The organism is Crenalkalicoccus roseus (assembly GCF_004761865.1).
GTDB classification, from domain to species: Bacteria; Pseudomonadota; Alphaproteobacteria; order Acetobacterales; family Acetobacteraceae; genus Crenalkalicoccus; species Crenalkalicoccus roseus.
On record NZ_SJDM01000018.1, the window covers coordinates 1 to 21446 of the forward strand.

16 protein-coding genes are annotated in these 21446 nt (G+C 70.3%); 12 read left to right on the forward strand and 4 right to left on the reverse strand.

Going from position 1 to position 21446, the window contains the following annotated elements; translation table 11 throughout:
- The 7 genes from infB to ET526_RS12795 all read left to right on the forward strand — a co-directional run.
- Window positions 1–2469, forward strand: a 2469-nt coding sequence (infB, locus tag ET526_RS12765) for a translation initiation factor IF-2 (protein WP_135468092.1), incomplete at its 5' end; no start/stop codon positions are given.
- A gap of 125 nt (window positions 2470–2594) precedes the next feature.
- Window positions 2595–3026, forward strand: a complete 432-nt coding sequence (rbfA, locus tag ET526_RS12770; RefSeq protein WP_135468093.1) for a 30S ribosome-binding factor RbfA — start codon at window positions 2595–2597, stop codon at window positions 3024–3026.
- Window positions 3023–3991 carry a tRNA pseudouridine(55) synthase TruB gene (gene truB / locus ET526_RS12775; protein WP_135468094.1) on the forward strand — a complete coding sequence of 323 codons (969 nt, stop codon included), beginning with the start codon at window positions 3023–3025 and terminating at the stop codon, window positions 3989–3991. Before rbfA ends, truB begins: the two co-directional genes overlap by 4 nt.
- A 45-nt stretch (window positions 3992–4036) precedes the next feature.
- On the forward strand, window positions 4037–4306 hold the full coding sequence (gene rpsO / locus ET526_RS12780; RefSeq protein ID WP_135468095.1) for a 30S ribosomal protein S15: 270 nt from the start codon (window positions 4037–4039) through the stop codon (window positions 4304–4306).
- 417 nt (window positions 4307–4723) lie between these two features.
- A complete protein-coding gene (gene pnp, locus ET526_RS12785) occupies window positions 4724–6904 on the forward strand; it encodes a polyribonucleotide nucleotidyltransferase (RefSeq protein WP_135468096.1) in 2181 nt (726 codons plus the stop codon).
- An 89-nt stretch (window positions 6905–6993) separates the two neighbouring features.
- A complete protein-coding gene (locus tag ET526_RS12790) occupies window positions 6994–8394 on the forward strand; it encodes an NAD(P)H-dependent flavin oxidoreductase (protein ID WP_135468097.1) in 1401 nt (466 codons plus the stop codon).
- A 74-nt stretch (window positions 8395–8468) separates the two neighbouring features.
- Window positions 8469–10178: a gamma-glutamyltransferase family protein gene (locus tag ET526_RS12795; protein ID WP_135468098.1), complete on the forward strand. Its 1710-nt coding sequence runs from the start codon at window positions 8469–8471 to the stop codon at window positions 10176–10178.
- Window positions 10179–10183: 5 nt separating this feature from the next.
- Here ET526_RS12795 and ET526_RS12800 read toward each other — a convergent pair whose 3' ends face one another.
- From ET526_RS12800 to ET526_RS12815, 4 genes are all read right to left on the reverse strand, one after another.
- Complete coding sequence (locus ET526_RS12800) at window positions 10184–11725, reverse strand: SpoVR family protein (protein WP_135468099.1); 1542 nt, start codon at window positions 11723–11725, stop codon at window positions 10184–10186.
- A complete protein-coding gene (locus ET526_RS12805; protein WP_135468100.1) occupies window positions 11722–13026 on the reverse strand; it encodes a YeaH/YhbH family protein in 1305 nt (434 codons plus the stop codon). Before ET526_RS12805 ends, ET526_RS12800 begins: the two co-directional genes overlap by 4 nt.
- 27 nt (window positions 13027–13053) lie before the next feature.
- Window positions 13054–15000 (reverse strand): PrkA family serine protein kinase, encoded by a 1947-nt coding sequence (locus ET526_RS12810; protein ID WP_135468101.1) that lies wholly within the window; start codon window positions 14998–15000, stop codon window positions 13054–13056.
- A 453-nt stretch (window positions 15001–15453) separates the two neighbouring features.
- Window positions 15454–16245 carry an SDR family NAD(P)-dependent oxidoreductase gene (locus ET526_RS12815; protein WP_135468102.1) on the reverse strand — a complete coding sequence of 264 codons (792 nt, stop codon included), beginning with the start codon at window positions 16243–16245 and terminating at the stop codon, window positions 15454–15456.
- Window positions 16246–16392: 147 nt separating this feature from the next.
- On the opposite strand from ET526_RS12815, the gene ET526_RS12820 reads away from it, so the two are divergent.
- Genes ET526_RS12820 through ET526_RS12840 form a run of 5 tightly spaced genes read left to right on the forward strand, consistent with a single transcriptional unit; the run spans window position 16393 to window position 21339 of the window.
- Entirely contained in the window at window positions 16393–17151 is a 759-nt protein-coding gene (locus ET526_RS12820; RefSeq protein ID WP_158295576.1) for a tyrosine-protein phosphatase, read from the forward strand.
- Between the two features lie 50 nt (window positions 17152–17201).
- A complete protein-coding gene (locus ET526_RS12825; RefSeq protein WP_135468104.1) occupies window positions 17202–17978 on the forward strand; it encodes an SDR family NAD(P)-dependent oxidoreductase in 777 nt (258 codons plus the stop codon).
- Between the two features lie 34 nt (window positions 17979–18012).
- The gene (gene hisD / locus ET526_RS12830) at window positions 18013–19338 is read left to right on the forward strand and encodes a histidinol dehydrogenase (RefSeq protein ID WP_135468105.1); all 1326 of its coding nucleotides are present in this window, start codon (window positions 18013–18015) and stop codon (window positions 19336–19338) included.
- Window positions 19339–19348: 10 nt separating this feature from the next.
- Window positions 19349–20221: an isocitrate lyase/PEP mutase family protein gene (locus ET526_RS12835; RefSeq protein WP_135468106.1), complete on the forward strand. Its 873-nt coding sequence runs from the start codon at window positions 19349–19351 to the stop codon at window positions 20219–20221.
- 20 nt (window positions 20222–20241) lie between these two features.
- Window positions 20242–21339 (forward strand): alpha-hydroxy acid oxidase, encoded by a 1098-nt coding sequence (locus ET526_RS12840; RefSeq protein WP_135468107.1) that lies wholly within the window; start codon window positions 20242–20244, stop codon window positions 21337–21339.
- Window positions 21340–21446 lie beyond the last annotated feature (107 nt).

The following is a 21446-nucleotide window of genomic DNA, read 5'->3' on the forward strand; positions in this document are numbered from 1 at the left end:
GCCGGCGGGGGCGCGCCGCTGCGCGCCCCGTCCGGCCCGGCCGGCGGCCGCCCGCTGACCCAGGCCGAGCTCGCCACCCGCCAGCGGGTGCTGGAGGAGCAGCGCCGCCTGGAGGCGCAGCGCCTGCGCGAGGAGCGGGAGCGCCAGGCCCTGCAGCTCCGCAGCGCCGCCGAGGAGGCCGCGCGCCGCGCCGAGGAGGAGGCGCGCCGCGCCGAGGAGGAGGCGCGCCGCAAGGCCGAGGAGGAGGAGGAGGCGCGCCGCCGCGCCGAGGAGGAGGCGCGCCGCAAGGCCGAGGAGGAGGCGCGCCGCCGCGCCGAGGCGACCACGGCCGGTCCCGCCCGGGCGCCTGCCGCGCCCGGCCCGGCTTCCGCGCCCGGCCTGCGCCGCCCGGCTCCCGCGGCCCCTGCCGCGCCCGCGCCCGGGGCGGCGAAGCTCACCCTGCGCAGCCGCGCGGCCGAGGAGGAGGAGGAGGGGCGCCGTGCCCCGCTGCGCCGCCCCGGCGCCTCGCCAGCGGCGAAGAAGCCTTCTCTGGCGCCCGCCAAGAAGGGCCTGCCCGGCGGCGAGCGCCGGCGCGAGGGGCGCATCGACGTCCAGGCCGCGATCGAGGGCGAGGATGAGCGCGTCCGCTCCATCGCTTCGCTGCGCCGCGCGCGTGAGCGCGAGCGTCGGCAGCAGGAGCTGGCCCGTCTGCGCTCGGGCCAGGAGCGGGTCGTGCGCGATGTGGTGATCCCCGAGACCATCACTGTCCAGGAGCTCGCCAACCGCATGGCCGCCCGCGGCGGGGAGGTGGTGAAGGCGCTGTTCCGCATGGGCGTGATGGCCACCCTCACCCAGACCATCGACGCCGACACGGCCGAGCTGGTGGTGCAGGAATTCGGCCACCGCCCGAAGCGCGTGAGCGAGGCGGATGTCGAGCTCGGCCTCGAGGGCATGGCCGACACCGAGGAGGACCTGAAGCCGCGGCCGCCGGTGGTGACCGTGATGGGCCATGTGGACCACGGCAAGACCAGCCTGCTCGACGCGCTGCGCCAGACCGACGTGGCGGCGCGAGAGGCGGGCGGCATCACCCAGCATATCGGCGCCTACCAGGTGCAGCTTCCCGACGGCAGCCGCGTCACCTTCATCGACACGCCGGGCCACGAGGCCTTTACCGCCATGCGCGCCCGCGGCGCCTCGGTGACCGACATGGTGGTGCTGGTGGTCGCCGCCGATGACGGCGTGATGCCGCAGACGGTGGAGGCGATCCGCCATGCCCGCGCGGCGAACGTGCCGATCATCGTGGCGATCAACAAGATCGACAAGCCGGGGGTGAAGCCCGACCGCGTGCGGCAGGAGCTGCTGCAGCACGAGGTGGTGGTGGAGAGCCTCGGCGGCGAGACGCAGGAGGTGGAGGTCTCCGCGACGCAGAAGATCAACCTCGACCGCCTGCTCGAGGCGATCACGCTGCAGGCCGAGATCCTGGACCTCCGGGCCAATCCGGACCGCTCGGCCGAAGGCACGGTGATCGAGGCCAAGCTCGACCGCGGCCGCGGCCCGGTGGCGACCGTGCTGGTGCAGAAGGGCACGCTGCACCAGGGGGACATCGTGGTGGCCGGGGCCGAATGGGGCCGCGTGCGCGCGATGCTCGACGACAAGGGGCGCCAGCTCAGGGAGGCGGGGCCGTCCCTGCCGGTGGAGATCCTCGGCCTGTCCGGGGTGCCAGTGGCGGGCGAAAGCTTCGTCGCGGTCGAGAGCGAGGCGCGTGCCCGCGAGATCTCCGAGTACCGCCAGCGGCGGCAGCGCGAGAAGGCGGCCCTCGCCGCCGGCGCCGGCCGCGGCACGCTGAACGAGATGCTGGCCCGCATCCAGGCGGGCGAGCAGAAGGAGGTCGCGGTCGTCGTCAAGGCCGACGTGCAGGGCTCGGCGGAGGCGATCGGCGTCACTCTCGGCAAGCTCGGCAACGAGGAGGTGAAGGTCCGCGTGCTGCACAGCGCGGTCGGGCAGATCACCGAATCCGACGTGCAGCTCGCCAAGGCCTCCGAGGCGGTGATCGTCGCCTTCAACGTCCGCGCCACCGCCCAGGCGCGGGAGCTGGCGCAGCGCGAGGGCGTGGACATCCGCTACTACTCGATCATCTACGAGGTGGCGGACGACATTGAGAAGCTGGTCAAGGGGCGTCTGGCGCCGGTGCAGCGCGAGAAGTTCCTGGGCTACGCGCAGATCCTGCAGGTCTTCGACGTCAAGCGCGTCGGCAAGGTGGCCGGCTGCCGCGTGACCGAGGGCGTGGTGAAGCGCGGCGCCGGGGTCCGCCTGCTGCGCGACGGCGTGGTGATCCACCAGGGCGAGCTCTCCACCCTCAAGCGCTTCAAGGATGACGTGCGCGAGGTGACCAACGGCTTCGAGTGCGGCATGTCCTTCGCCAACTACGACGACATCAAGGTCGGCGACGTGATCGAGTGCTACGAGACGGAGACGGTGGCGGCGGCCTGAGCCGCGCCTCCATCCGAAGGCGCGGCGCCAGGCGCCGCGGTGCGGAGCGTGATCGCCGAAGGCCGCCCGGGCCGGAGGCCTGGATCGCGCTCCGCCATGCCTTGCTTCAGAGGGGTTCCAGTCCCATGCCCAAGCGGCGCGCCGAACCCGGCGCCGGCCCGTCCCAACGCCAGCTTCGCGTCGCGGAGGAGGTGCGCCATGCCCTCGCCGCGCTGTTCGAACGGCGCGACTTCCGCGATCCCGAGCTGGCCAGCGCCCATGTAACGGTGACGGAGGTGCGTGCCTCCCCCGATCTCCGGCACATGACCGCCTTCGTCAGCGGCCTCGGCCAGGCCGTGCCGCCCGGACAATTCGCCGCGCTGCGGCGTGCCGCGCCCTTCCTGCGCACGCAGGTCGCGAAGGCCGTGCGGCTGAAATTCGCGCCCGAGCTGCACTTTCAGCCCGATACCGCCCTCGACCACGCCATGCGCATGGATGCGCTGCTGAAGCGGCCCGAGGTGCGGCGGGACATCGATCCCGGCCCGGAAACGCCGGAGAAGGAGGAGGGCGGGCCATGACGCAGCGCCGCCACGCCCGGAGAAGGCCGCGCGGCCGTCCGCTTGATGGCTGGCTGATCGTGGACAAGCCCTCCGGCATCGGCTCGACCGATGTCGTCAACAAGGTGAAGCGTGCCTTCGACGCGCAGAAGGCCGGCCATGGCGGCACGCTCGATCCGCTCGCCACCGGGCTGCTGCCGGTCGCCTTCGGCGCCGCCACCAAGACCGTCCCTTATGTGATGGACGGCACGAAGACCTACCGCTTCACCCTCCGCTTCGGCGAGGCGCGCGACACCGACGATGCCGACGGGCAGGTGACCGCGACCAGCGAGGCGCGTCCGACCGATGAGGAGATCCGCGCCGCCCTGCCGCGCTTCACCGGCGACATTATGCAGGTGCCGCCCGCCTATTCCGCCGTGAAGGTTGGCGGCGAACGCGCCTACGACCTGGCGCGCGAGGGGCAGGCGCCGGTGCTGGAGGCGCGCCCGGCGCGGGTGGACCGGTTCGAGCTGGTCGGGCGCCCCAATGCCGACCATGCCGTGTTCCTGGTGGAGAGCGGCAAGGGGGTCTACATGCGCAGCCTGGCGCGCGACCTTGCCCTTGCCCTCGGCACGGTCGGGCACATCAGCGCGCTCAGGCGCATGCGGGTCGGGCCGTTCCGCGAGGAGCACGCGATCCCCCTGGACAGGCTGCTGATTTCGGGGGATATGCCGCCGCCTTCCCCGGACCTCCTGCTTCCGGTGACGACCGCGCTGGCCGACATCCCGGCGCTGGCCATCACGGAGGCGGAGGCCGCACGGCTCGGCTTCGGACAGGCGATCAGCCTGGTGGAGCTGATGGGCCGGGTTCCGGGCGCCGCCGACCCCGAAGGGGGGCTGGTGCGCGCCATGGCGGGGGGGCGGTTCGTGGGGCTCTGCCGTCTCGAATCCGGCTTGATGCGGCCGGAGCGGCTGATGGCGCAGGAGCCCGCGCGGGCCGGCGCGTGACCAGCCGGCGGCCCTGATCGGCCCGGCCAACAGGAGAACAACCCGATGTCGATCACCGCGGAGCGCCGCACGGCGCTGATCCAGGAATACGCCACCAAGCCGGGCGACACCGGCAGCCCGGAGGTGCAGGTGGCCCTGCTCTCCGAGCGGATTGCCAACCTGACCGAGCACCTGAAGACCCACGCCAAGGATTTCCACTCGCGGCGCGGCCTGCTGGTGCTGGTGGGGCAGCGGCGCAGCCTGCTCGACTACCTGAAGAGGAAGGATCAGGGCCGCTACGAGGCGCTGATCCAGCGGCTCGGCCTGCGGCGCTGAGCGGCCTGCCGGGGCGCCTGCCCCGGCCGCAGATTTTCGTGGAATTCCGAATCCGGCCGGGCCATATCTCCGGCTCGGAGCCGGCGGGCCAGTGAGGGCCGCCGGGTCACCGCCGCGAACGCGGCGGGCTGACAGACAGAGCCGCGCCAGCCTGGATCCATGGGAGGCGACGGCGTTTCCGGCCACATGGGCGGCCTTTCCGCAGCATTTCGTGCTGAGGCCGTTTCCCATGCCGCCCGAAGCGCCGAGCCTGCAATCCCGGCAGGACGTGAGGCCGAGACTGCCAACCCACCGCGTCGCACCGGATCGTCCGCGCGCCAGCATGCTGCCGCCTGGCGGTCCGGCCTGCCCACGACCCGCAGCCCGCCTTCCGGCGGGGCGGGCAGGGACCCCCGAGGGGTCCGCGAAGGACGACGCATGTTCGACAACTACTACCGCAAGGACATTGCCTGGGGCGGCCAGCTCCTGACGCTCGAAACGGGCAAGATCGCCCGCCAGGCGGATGGGGCCGTGATGGCCCGCCTTGGCGACACCATCGTGCTCTGCACCGCCGTCGGCGCCCGCGCCGCCAAGCCGGGCCAGGACTTCTTCCCCCTGACGGTGAACTACCAGGAGAAGGCCTTCGCCGCCGGCAAGATTCCGGGCGGCTTCTTCAAGCGCGAGGGACGCCCCTCGGAGCAGGAGACCCTGGTCTCCCGCCTGATCGACCGGCCGATCCGCCCGCTGTTCCCGGAAGGCTTCCGCAACGAGGTGCAGGTCATCGCGACCGTTCTCAGCCACGATCTTGAGAACGATCCGGACATTGTGGCGATGGTCGGCTGCTCCGCCGCGCTGACCCTCTCCGGCATCCCGTTCTTCGGGCCGGTGGGCGCGGCGCGGGTCGGCTACATCGACGGCCAGTACGTGCTGAACCCGACCGCGGCGCAGCGCCAGCAGTCGCAGCTCGACCTGGTGGTCGCCGGCACCGCCGAGGGCGTGCTGATGGTGGAATCCGAGGCGCAGGAGCTCTCCGAGGAAGTGATGCTCGGTGCCGTCGCGTTCGGCCACAAGGCGTTCCAGCCGGTGATCCAGGGCATCATCGAACTCGCCGAGGTGGCGGCGAAGGAGCCCTGGCCGCTGCCCGAGCCCTCGGAGGCGGAGCTCGCCCTGAAGGCCCGCATCGCTGAGCTTGGCCGCGAGCGCATGGCCGAGGCCTACCGCGAGACGCAGAAGCTCGCCCGCCACGAGAAGGTGGGGGCGGTGAAGAAGGCGGTGCTCGAGGCGCTGGAGGCCGAGGGCGCGGATGTCGCTCACGCCAAGGGGCTGCTGAAGGACCTGGAAGCCGAGGTGGTGCGCAACGCCATCCTCGACACCGGCATGCGCATCGACGGGCGCGACACCCGGACGGTGCGGCCGATCACCGCCGAGGTCGGCGTGCTGCCGCGTGCGCACGGCTCCGCCCTCTTCACCCGTGGCGAGACCCAGGCCTTCTGCGTGGCCACCCTCGGTACCGGGCAGGACGAGCAGATCATCGACGCGCTCACGGGCGAGTACCGGGAGCACTTCATGCTGCACTACAACTTCCCGCCCTACAGCGTGAATGAGACCGGACGCATGGGCAGCCCGGGTCGGCGCGAGATCGGCCATGGCAAGCTCGCCTGGCGGGCGATCCACCCGCTGCTGCCGGAGAAGGAGAAGTTCCCCTACACTCTGCGCGTGGTAAGCGAGATCACGGAGAGCAACGGCTCCTCCTCGATGGCGACCGTCTGCGGCGCCTCGCTCGCGCTGATGGATGCCGGCGTGCCGCTGAAGCGCCCCTGCGCCGGCATCGCCATGGGGCTGATCAAGGAGGATCGCGGCTTCGCCGTGCTCTCCGACATCCTTGGCGACGAGGACCATCTCGGCGACATGGACTTCAAGGTGGCCGGGACGGAGCGGGGCGTGACCTCGCTGCAGATGGACATCAAGATCACCTCCATCACCTTCGACATCATGCGTCAGGCGCTTGAGCAGGCGAGGGATGGGCGGATGCACATCCTGGGCGAGATGGCGAAGGGTCTCTCCGGCCATCGGGTGGAGGTGGCGGCCACCGCGCCTCGCATCACCGTGATCACGGTGCCGAAGGACAAGATCCGCGACGTCATCGGCTCGGGCGGCAAGGTGATCCGCGAGATCACCGAGCAGACCGGCACCAAGATCGACATCGAGGATGACGGCACCATCAAGATCGCCGCCACCAGCATCGAACAGGCGCAGAGGGCGATCGACTGGATCCGCGGCATCGTCGCTGAGCCGGAGCTCGGCGTGATCTACAGCGGCAAGGTGGTGAAGACCGCCGATTTCGGCGCCTTCGTCAACTTCCTCGGCTCCCGCGACGGGCTCGTGCACATCTCCGAGCTGTCGAATGAGCGCGTCGCCAGAACAACCGATGTGGTCAATGTCGGCGACACGGTGAAGGTGAAGGTCATCGGCTTCGACGAGCGCGGCAAGGTGAAGCTGTCCATGCGCGTGGTGGACCAGGCCACGGGCGCGGACATCACCGAACAGGTGGGCGCGCGCCGGCCCCGCCAGGAGGGCGAGCGCCGCGAGCGGCGGGAGCGCACTGAGGCCGCCGAGTAGCGGCATGTTGCGCGGCCGGGGCTACTCTCCGCCCCGGCCGCGCCCTATCTGCGGTACCTCTCATCCAAGGGCATCGGGAGCCTGCGTCCTTGAAGGCGATCAATGCGATCCGCATGGGCGGCGTGGACGTCCTGCCGCTGGTCGAAGGCGGGAAGGGCGTTTCCGTCTCGAACGGCGTCTCTGCCGGCTCCTGGGCCGCCCAGGGCGGGGTCGGCACCTTCTCCGCGGTCAACGCCGACAGCTACGACCGCGAAGGCAACCTTATTCCGCAGGTGTATCACGGCAGGACCCGGCGCGAGCGGCACGAGGAGCTGGTCGCCTACGGCATCGCCGGCGCCATCGCGCAGGCGAAGGAAGCCTATGAGCGCGCGGGCGGCAAGGGCCGCATCCACGCCAACATCTTGTGGGAGATGGGCGGGGCCGAGCGTGTTGCCCGCGGCATGCTCGAGGGCGCGCGGGGGCTGATCCACGGCATCACCTGCGGCGCCGGCATGCCCTACCGCCTGTCCGAAATCGCGCGGGAATTCGGCGTCTACTACTATCCCATTGTGTCCTCGGCCCGCGCCTTCAACGCGCTGTGGCGGCGCGCCTACAACAAGGCGCGCGAATGGCTCGGCGGCGTGGTGTACGAGGATCCCTGGCTCGCGGGCGGGCACAACGGCCTGTCGAACAGCGAGGACCCGAAGGTGCCCGAGCCGCCCTATCCGCGCGTCCTCAAGCTGCGCCAGCAGATGCGCGAATTCGGCCTTGGCGACGTGCCCATCATCATGGCCGGCGGCGTATGGTGGCTGGAGGAGTGGGAGGACTGGATCGATAACCCGGAGCTGGGCCCGATCGCCTTCCAGTTCGGCACCCGCCCGCTGGTGACGAAGGAGAGCCCGATTTCCGACGCCTGGAAGCAGAAGCTGCTGACGCTCAAGGCGGGGGATGTGCTGCTGCAGCCCTTCTCGCCGACCGGTTTCTATTCCTCGGCGGTGCGCAACGAGTTTTTGCGCGAGCTTGAGGAGCGGAACGAGCGCCAGGTGGCCTACACCACCGAGCCGGTGGGCGACCACGTGGCGGAGTACGGCGTCGGCCCGCGCAAGCGCAAGGTGTTCCTGACCCCTCAGGACCTGCTGCGGGTGGAGCAGTGGGAGGCGCAGGGCTTCACCGAGGCGATGCGCACCCCGGACAACACGCTGATCTTCGTGACGCCCGAGAAGTCGCGCGAGATCCTGAAGGACCAAGTGGACTGCATGGGCTGCCTTTCGGTCTGCCGGTTCAGCAACTGGAGCCAGCACGCGCCGGATTACAGCACCGGAAAGAAGGCCGATCCGCGCAGCTTCTGCATCCAGAAGACGCTGCAGGACATCGCCCATGACGGGGCACTGGAGCGGAACCTGATGTTCGCCGGCCACAACGCCTTCCGCTTCGGGCAGGATCCTTTCTACTCCAACGGCTTCATCCCGACGGTGAAGCAGCTTGTCGAGCGCATCCTGACCGGGCGCTGAACCGCCCGACGCCGGGCGGTTGCGCGCCAGACGGGCCGTGCGACACTTCCCGTACGGAACGGGGAGGAGGACGCATGCCGCTGCAGCCCATGGTTACCGGCCGCCGCTTCATGGTCTGCGCCGGACACTGGCTGGCCGCCGAGGCCGGCCATCAGGTGCTCGCCGCCGGCGGCAACGCGGTGGACGCGGCCGCCGCCGCGGGCATCGCCCTCGGCGTGGTGCATCCCGACCAGGTGCAGGTCTCGGGCGTCGCGCCGATGCTGATCTGGATGCGCGAGCAGGGGGAACCGGTGACCATCAGCGGCCTCGGCTGGTGGCCCCGCGCGGCGCGGCTTGAGCATTTCGAGCGGGAGCATGGCGGCGCCATCCCCCTTGGCATCCTGCGCACCGTAGTGCCGGCCGCGCCCGATGCCTGGATCCTCGCCCTTGAACGCTACGGCACCATGTCCTTCGGCGAGGTCGCGTGCTTCGCCATCCGCTACGCGCGGGAAGGGTTCTGCGTGCATCCGGTGATGGCGCATTACATCGCGCAGTACGCCGACCAGTACCGGCTTTGGCCGCAGAACGCGGCGCAGTTCCTGCCGGGTGGCGCGCCGCCATGTGAGGGCGACCTGTTCGTGCAGGAGGACCTCGCCCGCAGCCTGCAGTACATGGCCGATGAGGAGGCGGCGGCGAGGCGCCATGGCGGCCGCGTGGCCGGGCTGCGGGCGGCGCGCGACGCCTTCTACCGCGGTGACCTTGCCGCCGCGATGGTGCGCTTCCACCGCGAGAATGGCGGCTGGCTGACGGCGGAGGATCTGGCGGAGTATCGCAGCGCCGTCGAGCCGCCGGTGCGGCGCGACATCCACGGCACCGAAATCTACTCCTGCGGTCCCTGGTGCCAGGGGCCGGTGCTGCTGCAATTCCTCGCGCTGCTGGAGGGGGTGGACCTGCACGGCCTCGGCCACAACTCCGCAGCCTATGTGCACATGCTGACCGAGGCGATGAAGCTCGGCTTCGCGGATCGGGACCGCTACTATGGCGATCCGCGCTTCGTGCGGGTGCCAATGGAGCGGCTGATCTCGGCCGAGTATGCCGCGGCGCAGCGACGCCGCATCAATTCTGACCTTGCCACGCCAGGCATGCCATCGCCCGGTCTTGGAGAGGCGTTGCCACCGCCGGCCCCTTCTCCCTGGCGGCCGGGGGATCCGGCGCTGGCGGGCGACACTTCCTATGTCTGCGCCGTGGACCGGTGGGGGAACGTCGTCTCCGCGACGCCGTCCGATACCTCCTATGAGAGTCCGCTGGTGCCCGGGCTCGGCTTCGTGCCTTCCTCGCGCGGATCGCAAAGCTGGGGCCGGCGCGGCCATGCCGCCTCGGTCGCGCCGGGCAAGCGACCGCGGCTCACGCCCAACCCCGCGCTGGCGATCCGGCGTGGCGAGTGGGCGATGCCCTTTGGCGGTCCCGGCGGTGACCTGCAGCCGCAGGCGATGCTGCAGGTCTATCTGAACCGCACCGTGTTCGGCATGAGCGTGCAGGAGGCGGTGGAGGCGCCGCGCTTCGTCACCCACAGCTTCCCCGGCAGCTTCGAGCCGCACCCCTACTACCCCGGGCGGCTGGACGTGGAGGAGCCGCTGGCGGAGCGGCTCGGCGCCACGCTGGCGGCCATGGGACATCGGGTGGAGCCCCGCCCGGCACTGTCGCTCAACACCGCCGGCGTCATGGCGATCGAGCGGCGCGAGCGGGACGGGCTGCTGATGGGCGGCGCCGACCCCCGCCGCGCGGCGCGGGCGATGGGGTGGTAGGAGCGCTACAGCCGCGGCGGCGACACGGCGTGCTGCTTCAGCACCGCCCCCGTTGCCGGATCTACCTCCTGCAGCAGCACGTCATAGCCCCAAAGCGAGGCGAGGTGGCGCAGCACCTGCCGGGCTTCGCCCTCTTCCAGCAGGCGGCCAGCGCTCACGCGGTGCTCCAGCACCAGCCGCCGGTCGCCGTCGAGATCCACATCCACCACCTGGATGTCGGCATCCAGCCAGGCGGGATCGTATTGCCGGGCGAGGGCGCGTCGCAGCGCGCGATAGCCGACCTCGTCATGGATCGCTTCGACCCGCATCACCGGCTCGGCGCTGTCGTCCACCACGTGGAACAGCCGCAGCTTGCGCATCAAGTGCGGGCTGAGGAACTGCAGGATGAAGCTCTCGTCGCGGTACTCCGCCCAGGCCTCGCGCAGCACCGGCATGGGGTCGCCCGAGCCGGCGATGTCCGGGAACCAGGCGCGGTCCTCCTCGGTCGGCTCGCGGCAGATGCGCTCGATGTCCTGCATCATGGCGAAGCCGAGCGCATAGGGGTTGATGCCGCCGTAGCGCGCATCGTCGAATTCGGGCTGCAGGATGACGTTGCTGTGGGAGTGGATGATCTCGAGCCAGGCCCCGTCGCTGATCCGCCCCTGCTCGTGCAGCCGTCGCAGGATGCGATGGTGCACATAGGTGGCGCAACCCTCGTTCATCATCTTGGTCTGGCGCTGCGGGTGGAAGTACTGCGCGATGTTGCGCACGATGCGCAGGCATTCCCGCTGCCAGGGCTCCAGGCGCGGTGCCGTCTTCTCCAGGAAGTAGAGGATGTTCTCCTGCGGAAGCTGCAGCAAGGCGCGGCGCCGCTCGTCGGTCCCGCGCTCGGGTGTCGCGGCCTTCTTCTGCGGCAGGGTGCTCCACAGGACGTTGTACATCCGCTCGTCGTGCTGCCGGCGCTCCCGCTCCCGGTCCTTCTCGCGGCGGAGATCGGGAGCGCGGCGGCGGAGCTGGCGGTGCACGCCGTGACTCATCAGCGCATGCGCGGAATCGAGGAGTCGTTCCACCGCCGCCTCGCCGTGGCGCTCTTCGCACTGCGCCACATAGGCGCGGGCGAACTCCAGATAGTCCAGGATGCCGCGGGCATCCGTCCAGTCGCGGAACAGGCGGTTGTTGCGGAAGAAGTGGTTGTGACCGAAGGCGGCGTGGGCGATGACCAGCGCCTGCATCGTCGCCGTGTTCTCCTCCATCACGTAGGAGAGGCACGGGTCGGAGTTGATGACGATCTCGTAGGCGAGGCCGCGCAGCCCCTTTCGGTACATCGCCTCGTGATGCGCGAAGTGCTTGCCGAACGACCAGTGACGATAGAAGAGCGGCAGGCCGGTGGAGGCGTAGGCGTCGAGCATCTGCTCGGCGCTGATCACCTCGATGCGGTTGGGGTAGATCTCGAGGCCAAGCTCGCCGAGCGCGACTTCCTCGCAGGCGTCGTGGATGGCGCGGAGGGTGCCGAAATCCCATTCGGCACCCTGGTAGAGCAGGCGGTCGCCGGGACAATCCAGGCTCATGCGTGTGCCTCCTCGCCCTGGGCGCGCTTGGCGAAGAGCTCGCGGAACACCGGGAAGATCTCCCGCCGGTGCCGCACCTTTTTCATGGCCATCGGCGCGCCGGCGGCGACGAGCTGCTCGTAGGTGCGCCAGAGGTCGGTCGGGCCGCGGGGGAAGCCGGGCATGCCGTGCTCGCTCTCGCGCCCCACCTCGATATAGGCGTAGTACTGGCACACGGGCAGGATCACGTCGGTCAGCAGGCGCGCCGTCTTCTGGCTGTCGCCCGCCGCGTTGTCGCCATCCGAGGCCTGCGCGGCGTAGATGTTCCACTCCGCGGGGGGGTAGCGGTCGGCCACTACCCGCCGCATCTCCTCGAGCGCGGTGGAGACGAGGGTGCCGCCCGTCTCGCGCGAATGGAAGAAGGTCTCCTCATCCACCTCCGACGCCTCGTGGGTGTGGCGGATGAAGACGATCTCCACATGCTTGTAGCGGCGCTGCAGGAAAATGTAGAGCAGCGTGTAGAACCGCTTGGCCAAGTCCTTCATGTCCTCGGTCATCGAGCCCGAGACATCCATCAGGCAGAACATCACCGCCTGCGCGACCGGCCGCGGCATGGGCTCGAAGCGGCGATAGCGCACGTCGATCGGGTCGATCCAGGGCACGCGCTGGGTGCGCCGCAGCGCCTGCTCCAGCTCCAGCCGCAGCCTGGCCAGCCGCTCTGGATCGTCTCCCTCGGCCTCGAGGCGAGCGATCTCCTCCCGCAGCGTCTCAACCTGTTCCGGCTTGGGGCGGCGCAGCGCGATTCGCCGCGAGAGGCTGTTACGCATGGTGCGCGCCAGCGCCAAGTTGGCCGGGGAGCCGCTGACCTGATAGCCCGCGCGCTGCCAGCCAGGATCCGCCCCTTCCACCAGGCGCCGCTTGGCGAGGTCGGGCAGTTCCAGGTCGTCCAGGAACAGGTCCAGGAACTCCTCGCGCGAGAGCACGAAGCGGAAACTGTCCTCGCCGCTCCCGTCGGGGCTGCCCTCGCTCCCCCCGCCACCCTCTCCCCCGGGCGGGCGAGGGATCTCGTCCCCCGCGCGATACTCCTTGTTGCCCGGCAGGACATGGTCGCGTACCCCGCCCTGGCCGAGGTGGAAGCTCGGTTCCCGGATGCCATGCAGGGGGATGCTGATCTCGCCTCCCGCGTCGGCGCCGCGGATGTCCCGCTTGGCGGAGGCCTCCCGCACCGCTTCCTGCACCAGAGCCTTGGCGCGGCGCAGGAAGCGCTGCCTATTGGGGAGGCTTCTCCCGCGAGGGTTGAGACGTCGGTCGAGGATCTGCATTTGCTGCCTTGCCTCGGGTCCGGTGGCCTAGCCCGACTGCTTGACCCGCATGTACCATTCAACGAGACGGCGCACCTGTCGTTCAGTATAGCCGCGTGCGACCATGCGGCTCACGAATTCCGTATGCTTCTTTTCCGTCTCGCTGTCCTTTTTCGACCCGAAGCTGATCACCGGCAGAAGATCCTCTACCTGGGAGAACATCCGCTTTTCGATGACTTCCCGTATCTTCTCGTAGCTGGTCCAGGACGGGTTCTTCCCGCCGCGGTTCGCGCGGGCGCGCAGGGCGAACTTCACCACCTCGTTGCGGAAATCCTTCGGATTGGCGATGCCCGCGGGCTTCTCGACCTTGGTGAGTTCCTGGTTCAGCATGTCGCGCGACAGCATCTGCCCGGTATCCGGATCCTTGAAGTCGAGGTCCTCGATCCAGGCATCAGCATAGGCAACGTAACGGTCAAATAGATTCTGACCGTAATCATGGTAACTCTCAAGGTAAGCTTTTTGAATTTCATTGCCGATGAACTCGGCGTAGCGAGGGGCAAGCTCCGCCTTGATGAATTCGAGGTAGCGCTTCTCCGTCTCGTCAGGGAATTGCTCCCGCCTGATCGCCTGTTCCAGCACGTACATCAGATGCACCGGGTCGGCGGCGATCTCGGTGGTGTCGTAGTTGAAGGTGGCCGCCAGCACCTTGAAGGCGAAGCGGGTCGAGGCGCCGTCCATGCCCTCATCCGGGCCCGCCGCGTCCCGGTACTCCTGCACCGTCTTGGCGCGCGGGTCGGTCTCCTTGAGGCTCTCCCCGTCGTAGACGCGCATCTTGGCGAAAAGGTTGGAGTTCTCGTGCTTCTTCAGCCGGGTCAGCACGCTGAAACGCGCCAGCATCTCAAGCGTGCCGGGGGCGCAGGGGGAGGCCGCCAGCTCGCTGCCCCGCACCAGCTTCTCGTAGATCTTCTGCTCCTCGGTCACGCGCAGGCAGTAGGGGACCTTGATGACGTAGATGCGGTCTATGAAGGCCTCGTTGTTCTTGTTGTTCTTGAAGCTCTGCCACTCCGCCTCGTTGGAGTGGGCCATGATGATGCCGTGGAAGGGGATGGCACCGATGTTCTCGGACCCGATGTAATTCCCCTCCTGCGTCGCCGTCAGCAGCGGGTGCAGCATCTTGATCGGCGCCTTGAACATCTCGACGAATTCAAGGATGCCCTGATTGGCCCGGTTCAGGCCGCCGGAGAAGCTGTAGGCGTCCGGGTCGTTCTGCGCGAACATCTCGAGCTTGCGGATGTCCACCTTGCCGACCAGGCTCGAAATGTCCTGGTTGTTCTCGTCGCCCGGTTCGGTCTTGGCCACCGCGATCTGGCGCAGCCGCGAGGGGCGGATCCGCGCCACCTGGAAGCGGGTGATGTCGCCCCCAAACTCATCGAGGCGCTTCAGCGCCCAAGGACTCATCAGGCCCGTCAGCCGGCGGCGGGGTATGCCGTAGCGCTCCTCCAGCACCGGCCCCATCCGCTCCGGATCGAAGAGGCCGAGCGGGCTCTCGAACACGGGGGAGAGCTGGTCCCCGGCCCGGAGCACGTAGATCGGCTCCTGCTCCATCAGGGCCTTCAGCCGTTCCGCGAGCGAGGACTTGCCGCCCCCGACGGGCCCCAGCAGGTAGAGGATCTGCTTGCGCTCCTCGAGGCCCTGCGCGGCATGGCGGAAGAAGCCCACGATCCGCTCGATCGTGTCCTCCATGCCGTAGAATTCGGAGAAAGCGGGATAGATGCGGATGGTCCGGTTCAGGAAGATGCGTCCGAGTCGCGGATCCTTGGCCGTGTCCACCACCTCCGGCTCGCCGATCGCCTTCAGGATCCTTTCGGGCGCGCTCGCATACATGGAGGGGTCGTTCCGGCACCCCTCGAGATACTCCCGGAGTGACATGTCGGACTCGCGCCGTGCCTCATAGGCCCGGGCATAGTCCGCGAAGATGTCGTGCATGGTGTCCATCAGCCGCCCCTGGAACCTGCGTCATCGCAGGCAACGCCAATAGGATGGTGATTGTCGGCGCGTCCTGCGGTAAACTTTTATTGCTGAGGCGGTCTGCAGCCCTGTAGAGTGGCACAGATATAGGGGGGTGCGGGCGCGGCATCTGGAGCGCGACCGCAAGGGGACGTCCAGAGACAATGTAACGGTGGGTGACAGACCGGGACGCGCCCGGAAGAGCGCGAAGCCGGCACTTGCCCTTTATTGCCTCCGCGATCCGGGGGGCGAGGTTTTTGACTGCCTGCAACGGTGGGGGACTGGCCCGTCTTGCTGATGGAGCCGGGGGGCGGACCACCTGTTCCCGATTCCAGGGCCGACACGATTCCTTGTCCGCGGCCTGGGCACCGCCTCCGGTTCCGGTTTCCGCGAGCGGGCCGGGCAGGACGCACCACGCCCGGGCCGCACCGTCCGCCTCCCTTACTCCTCGGCCCCGGCAGGGCTGCCGGCGAGGACGCCCCCGTCAATGATGATGCTCTGGCCGGTCATGAAGCTGCCGGCGGGGGAGGCGAGGAACACCGCCGCGCCCGCGATCTCGTCCGGCTCGCCGATCCGCTTCAGCGGCGTCTCGCGCGTGCGCTTGCGGTAGTTCACCGGATCCTCCCACAGGGCGCGGGCGAAATCGGTGCGAATCAGGCCGGGGGCGATGCAGTTCACCCGGATGTTCTTCGGGCCCCATTCCACCGCCAGGTTGCGGGCAAGCTGCAGGTCCGCCGCCTTGGTGATCGCATAGGCGCCGAGATTGACCGAGCCTCGGTAGCCGCCGATCGAGGAGATGATGATGATCGCCCCGCCGCCTCGCGCCTCCATGCTCGGGATGCACATGTGGGACAGCCAGAGGTTCGACTTGACGTTGGTCGCCATCATCTTGTCGAAGATCTCGTCCGGCATGGTCATGGCCGGGCCGAAATGCGGGTTGATGGCGGCGTTGCAGACCAGGATGTCCACGCCCCCCCAGGCGGCCAGGGTCTGGTCCGTCAGCGCCTGAAGCTCCGGCTTGCGGCCGATGTTGCAGGCGACCGCCATCGCCTCGCCGCCCTTGGCCCTGATGGCGTCCACCACCACCTGGCACGCATCGAGCTTGCGCGACGATACGACGACCTTCGCGCCATGCTCCGCCATGCGCTCGGCGATGGCGCGGCCGATGCCGCGGGAGCCGCCGGTGACGATGGCGACTTTGCCGGAAAGGTCGAACAGGGACGAGCCTGGCATGGCAGCGGTTCCTCCTGCGTGGGGATGGCGCAAGGCCTGTGGCGGCAGGATGCTCGGCCGCGCCGCGCCGCAGCGTCAAGCCGCGGGGGACGATTTCCCGCGCGGCCCGCGCTACAAGGCGGCGCCGATCAGCGAGGAACGCCCGCCGTGAGACCAGCCGAACCGGACAGCCTGCCGCGCGCCGTCCCGCTGCGCGCCGCCTCCAACCTGCGCGATCTCGGCGGCTGGCGGGTCGCCGACGGGCGGCGGGTGCGCTACGGCCGGGTGTTCCGTTCCGCCTCTCTCGCCAGGCTGACCGAGGAGGATATGGCCACCCTCGCCGCGCTCGGCCTGCGCACCGTCTGCGACTTCCGCGGCGAGGAAGAGGCGGCGCGCGCGCCCTCGCGCCTGCCGCCGGGGGTGGAGCGCGTGGCCCTGCCCATCGAGCCCACCGTCGGCGCCTCGCTGCGGGACCTGCTGGCGCGCGAGGCGAGCACGGGCGAGGATGTGGTGCTGCTCCTCGGCCGCGCCTACACGGACTACGTCACGACGCACCTGCACCGCTATCGCCGCCTGTTCGAGCTGCTGCTGCAGCCGAAGCGGCACGCGCTGCTCTTCCACTGCTCCGCCGGCAAGGACCGCACCGGCCTCGGCGCGGCGCTGCTCCTGATGGCGCTCGGCGCCTCGCGCGAGACGGTGATGGCCGACTATGTCGCCACCGACCGGCTGTGGCGGCGCGAATACGCCCTGCCCGCGGGCACTCCCCGGCCGCTGGCGGAGGCGCTCTACGGCACCCATCCGCACCTTCTGGAAGCGGCGCTGGACGCTGCGGTCGAGCCTTTCGGCGACGAGGCGGGGCTGCTGGAGCACGGGCTCGGCCTCGATCCCCCGCGCCTCGAGGCGCTGCGCGAGCTGCTGCTGGAATGAGGGGCGGACGGGGGATGGGCGGCCCGGCCGGGAGCCTCTAGCCTTCCCCCATGACCGACACTCCCGCCCTGCCCGAAACGCCCTCCTTCCGCCTCGATGGCCGGCGGGCGCTGGTCACCGGTGCCGGCCGCGGCATCGGCCTCGCCGCCGCGGCGGCCCTGGCCGGCGCGGGGGCGGCGGTGACGCTGGTGGCGCGCAGCACCGCAGAGGTCGAGCAGGCCGCGGCCGCCATCCGCGCCGCCGGCGGGCGGGCGGAGGCGCTGGCGCTCGACGTCACCGATCTTGGCGCCTTCGCCGGCGCCGTCGGCGCGCGGCCGGCCTTCCACGTCTTCGTCAACAACGCCGGCACCAACCGCCCGGCGCCCTTCCACGAGGTGCGGGTGGAGGATTTCGACGCCGTGATGGACCTCAACCTCCGCGCCGCCTTCTTTGCCGCCCAGGCGGTGGTCCGGCGGATGATCGCGGAGGGCGTGCGCGGCTCGGTGATCAACGTCTCCTCCCAGATGGGCCATGTCGGCGGGCCGAACCGCGGCGTCTACTGCGCCTCGAAATGGGCGATGGAGGGCTGGACCAAGGCGATGGCGATCGACCTCGCCCCGCACGGCATCCGCGCCAACACCATCGGGCCCACCTTCGTCGAGACGCCGCTGACCAGGCCCTTCTTCGAGGATCCTCGCTTCCGCGATTGGGTGCTGTCCAAGATCAAGCTCGGCCGGCTGGGGCAGGTGCGGGACCTGATGGGGCCGGTGGTGTTCCTCGCCTCCGACGCCTCGGCGCTGATGACCGGGTCGGCGCTGGTGGTGGACGGCGGCTGGACCGCGGAGTAGCCAACCCCAAGGCACGAGGCTCAGGAGGATCGCCATGGCGCGCTGGCTGAAGACGAGTATCCCCGCGACGGACAAGGCGGCGGCCGAGGCGAAGGTCCGCGCCGCGGTGGAGGGGCTGCTGGCCGACATCGCCGCACGCGGCGACGCGGCGGTGCGCGAGATGTCCGTCCGCTTCGATGGTTGGGACCGTGCCGACTACCGCCTGACCGACGCCGAGATCCGCGACTGCCTGAGCCAGCTCTCCCGCCAGGACCTCGAGGACATCCGCTTCGCCCAGGAGCAGGTGCGGACCTTCGCGCAGCACCAGAAGGAGGCGCTCCGCGACCTGGAGGTGGAGACGTTGCCGGGCGTGGTGCTCGGCCACCGCAACATCCCGGTGAACTCCGTCGGCTGCTACGTGCCGGGTGGCAAGTACCCGCTGCTCGCCTCGGCCCATATGTCGGTGGTCACCGCCAAGGTGGCGGGGGTGCCGCGCATCATCACCTGCGCGCCGCCCTACCAGGGCCGGCCGGCGCCCGCCATCGTCGCGGCGCAGCACCTGGCGGGGGCGGACGTGATCTACTGCCTCGGCGGGGTGCAGGCGGTGGGTGCGATGGCGCTCGGCACCGAGAGCATCGCGCCGGTGGACATGCTGGTCGGCCCCGGCAACGCCTATGTCGCGGAGGCGAAGCGCCAGCTCTACGGCCGCGTCGGCATCGACCTCTTCGCCGGCCCGACCGAGACGCTGGTGATCGCCGACGAGACGGTGGACGCCGAGCTCTGCGCCACCGACCTCCTCGGCCAGGCCGAGCACGGCCCGACCAGCCCGGCCATCCTGCTGACGGACTCGGAAAAGCTTGCGCGCGAGACGATGGCCGAGGTGGAGCGGCTGCTCGGCATCCTGCCCACGGCGGAGATCGCGCGCCAGGCCTGGCGCGACTACGGCGAGGTGATCCTCTGCGACGGTCTGGAGGAGATGGTGCGGGAGGCGGACCGCATCGCCAGCGAGCATGTGCAGGTGATGACGCGGGACGACGACCACTTCCTGCGCCACATGACCAATTACGGCGCGCTGTTCCTCGGCCCGCGCACCAACGTCTCCTACGGCGACAAGGTGATCGGTACCAACCACACCCTGCCGACGCAGAAGGCGGCGCGCTACACCGGCGGCCTCTGGGTGGGGAAGTTCCTCAAGACCGTCACCTACCAGCGCGTGCTGACCGACGAGGCCAGCGCGCGGATCGGCGCCGTCTGCTCCCGCCTCTGCATGCTGGAGGGCTTCGCCGGCCATGCCGAGCAGGCGAACATCCGGGTGCGGCGCCATGGCGGGCGCAACGTGCCCTACGCCGCCGCCGTGCCGCCGCTGGACGGACAGGGCTGAGGGCGCCGCGATGACCAGCGTGACGGAGCGCCGCCACCGCTTCCGCGCCGTGCTCGCCGGCGAGGCCTGCATCCACCCCGGCTCGGTCTTCGACCCGATGTCGGCGCGCATGGCCGAGGAGCTGGGCTTCGAGGCCGGGATGTTCGCCGGCTCCACCGCCTCGCTCGCCGTGCTCGGCGCGCCGGACCTGATCCTGCTGACGCTCACCGAGTTCGCCGAGCAGGCGCGGCGCATCTGCCGCGCGGCGCGGCGGCTGCCGCTGCTGGTGGATGCCGACCACGGCTACGGCAACGCGCTGAACGCCATGCGCACGGTCGAGGAGCTGGAGGCGGCCGGCGTCGCGGCGATGACGCTGGAGGACACGGTCCTGCCGCGCCCCTATGGCGAGGGCGGGATGCGGCTGGTCCCGATCGAGGAGGGCCTCGGGCGGGTGAGGGCGGCGCTTGCCGCGCGCGACGACCCTTCCTTCGTCATCGTCGCCCGCACCGGCGCCGTTTCGGTGAACGGCATCGCGGACGCGGTGGAGCGGACGCGCGCCTACAGCGCCTCCGGCGCCGACGCGCTGTTCTATACCGGCATCCGCACCCGCGCCGAGCTGGACGCGGTCGCCGCCGCCGCCACCCTGCCCATCATCCTCGGCGGCATCGAGGGGACGGAGGTGGACGACCGCGAATACCTCGCCGCGCGCGGCGTGCGCGTCGCGCTGCAGGGCCACCAGCCGATCATGGCGGCGCAGCGCGCCGTGTACGAGACGCTGAAGGCGCTGCGCGAGGGCACGCCGCCCTCGAGGCTGCCGGGGCTGCCGGAGGGCGGGCTGATGGCGCGCGTCACGCGCGAGGACGAGTACCGGCGCCGGACCAGGAACTTCCTCGGCGGCGCCTGACGGCACAAGGGAACCCGACCATGCTCAGCGAGACCGAGGGCGACTTCCTCACCCTCCACGAATTCGTCAAGGCGGCGAAGGCCAAGCTCAGCCCCGGTCACTGGGACTACCTGGTCGGCGCGACCGAGACCGAGACCACCATGCTGCGCAACCGGCTGGCGCTGGACAGCGTGGCCTTCCGCCCGCGCGTGCTGCGCGACGTCTCGAAGATCGACGTGACGGGCCGCTTCCTCGGCCGGCCCATAGCGCTGCCGGTGATGCTCGCCCCCGTCGGCGGCCTCGAGAGCTTCGACCCCGAGGGCGGCGCCCCGGCCGCGCGCGCCGCCGCCGCCTACGGCGTGCCGATCATGGTCTCCTCGGTCAGCGCGCCGGGCCTGGAGGCGATGGCGGAGGCGGCGGGGAAGGGGCCCAAGATCTTCCAGCTCTACGTCCGCGGCGACCGGCACTGGGTGGACGAGGTGGTGAAGCGCGCCGTGGACGCCGGCTACGACGCCTTCTGCCTGACGGTGGACACCGCCATCTACAGCCGCCGCGAGCGCGACATCGCCAAGCGCTTCGTCAAGCCCTGGCGCGCCCGCGCCATGGGGCAGGACTTCCAGGCGGCGCTGAACTGGGACGACGTGAAGCACTTCAAGGACCGGCACCGGATCCCCCTCGTGCTCAAGGGCATCGCCACCGCCGAGGATGCGGCGCTTGCGGTGGAGCATGGCGTCGAGGCGGTCTATGTCTCCAACCATGGCGGGCGGCAGCTCGACCACGGCCGCGGCGCGCTGGAGGTGCTGCCGGAGGTGGTGAAGGCCGTGGGCGGCCGCGCCAAGGTGTGGATCGACGGCGGCTTCAGCCGCGGCAGCGACGTGGTGAAGGCGATGGCCATGGGCGCCGAGCTGGTCGGCCTCGGGCGCCTCTACTGCTATGCGCTCGCCGCCGCCGGCGAGGCCGGCATCACGCAGATGCTGCGGCTGCTGCAGGCGGAGATGCACACCGTGCTCGGGCTGCTCGGCGTCACCGGTTACGGCCAGCTCGATGGCAGCTACCTGCACCCGGCGGCACCGGTCGTGCCGCCGGGCGTGCACAGCGCCTTCCCGCTGACCAACCTCGCGGATCCCGGCTACCGCTAGCGCCCGATCCGCGAAGGCGGAAGCGTGATCCGCCAGGGCGGATCACGCCGCAGCGCGTCATGCGTGGAGCGGATGGGCGTTTCCGGCCGCTGTCGCGCCTCCGGGAT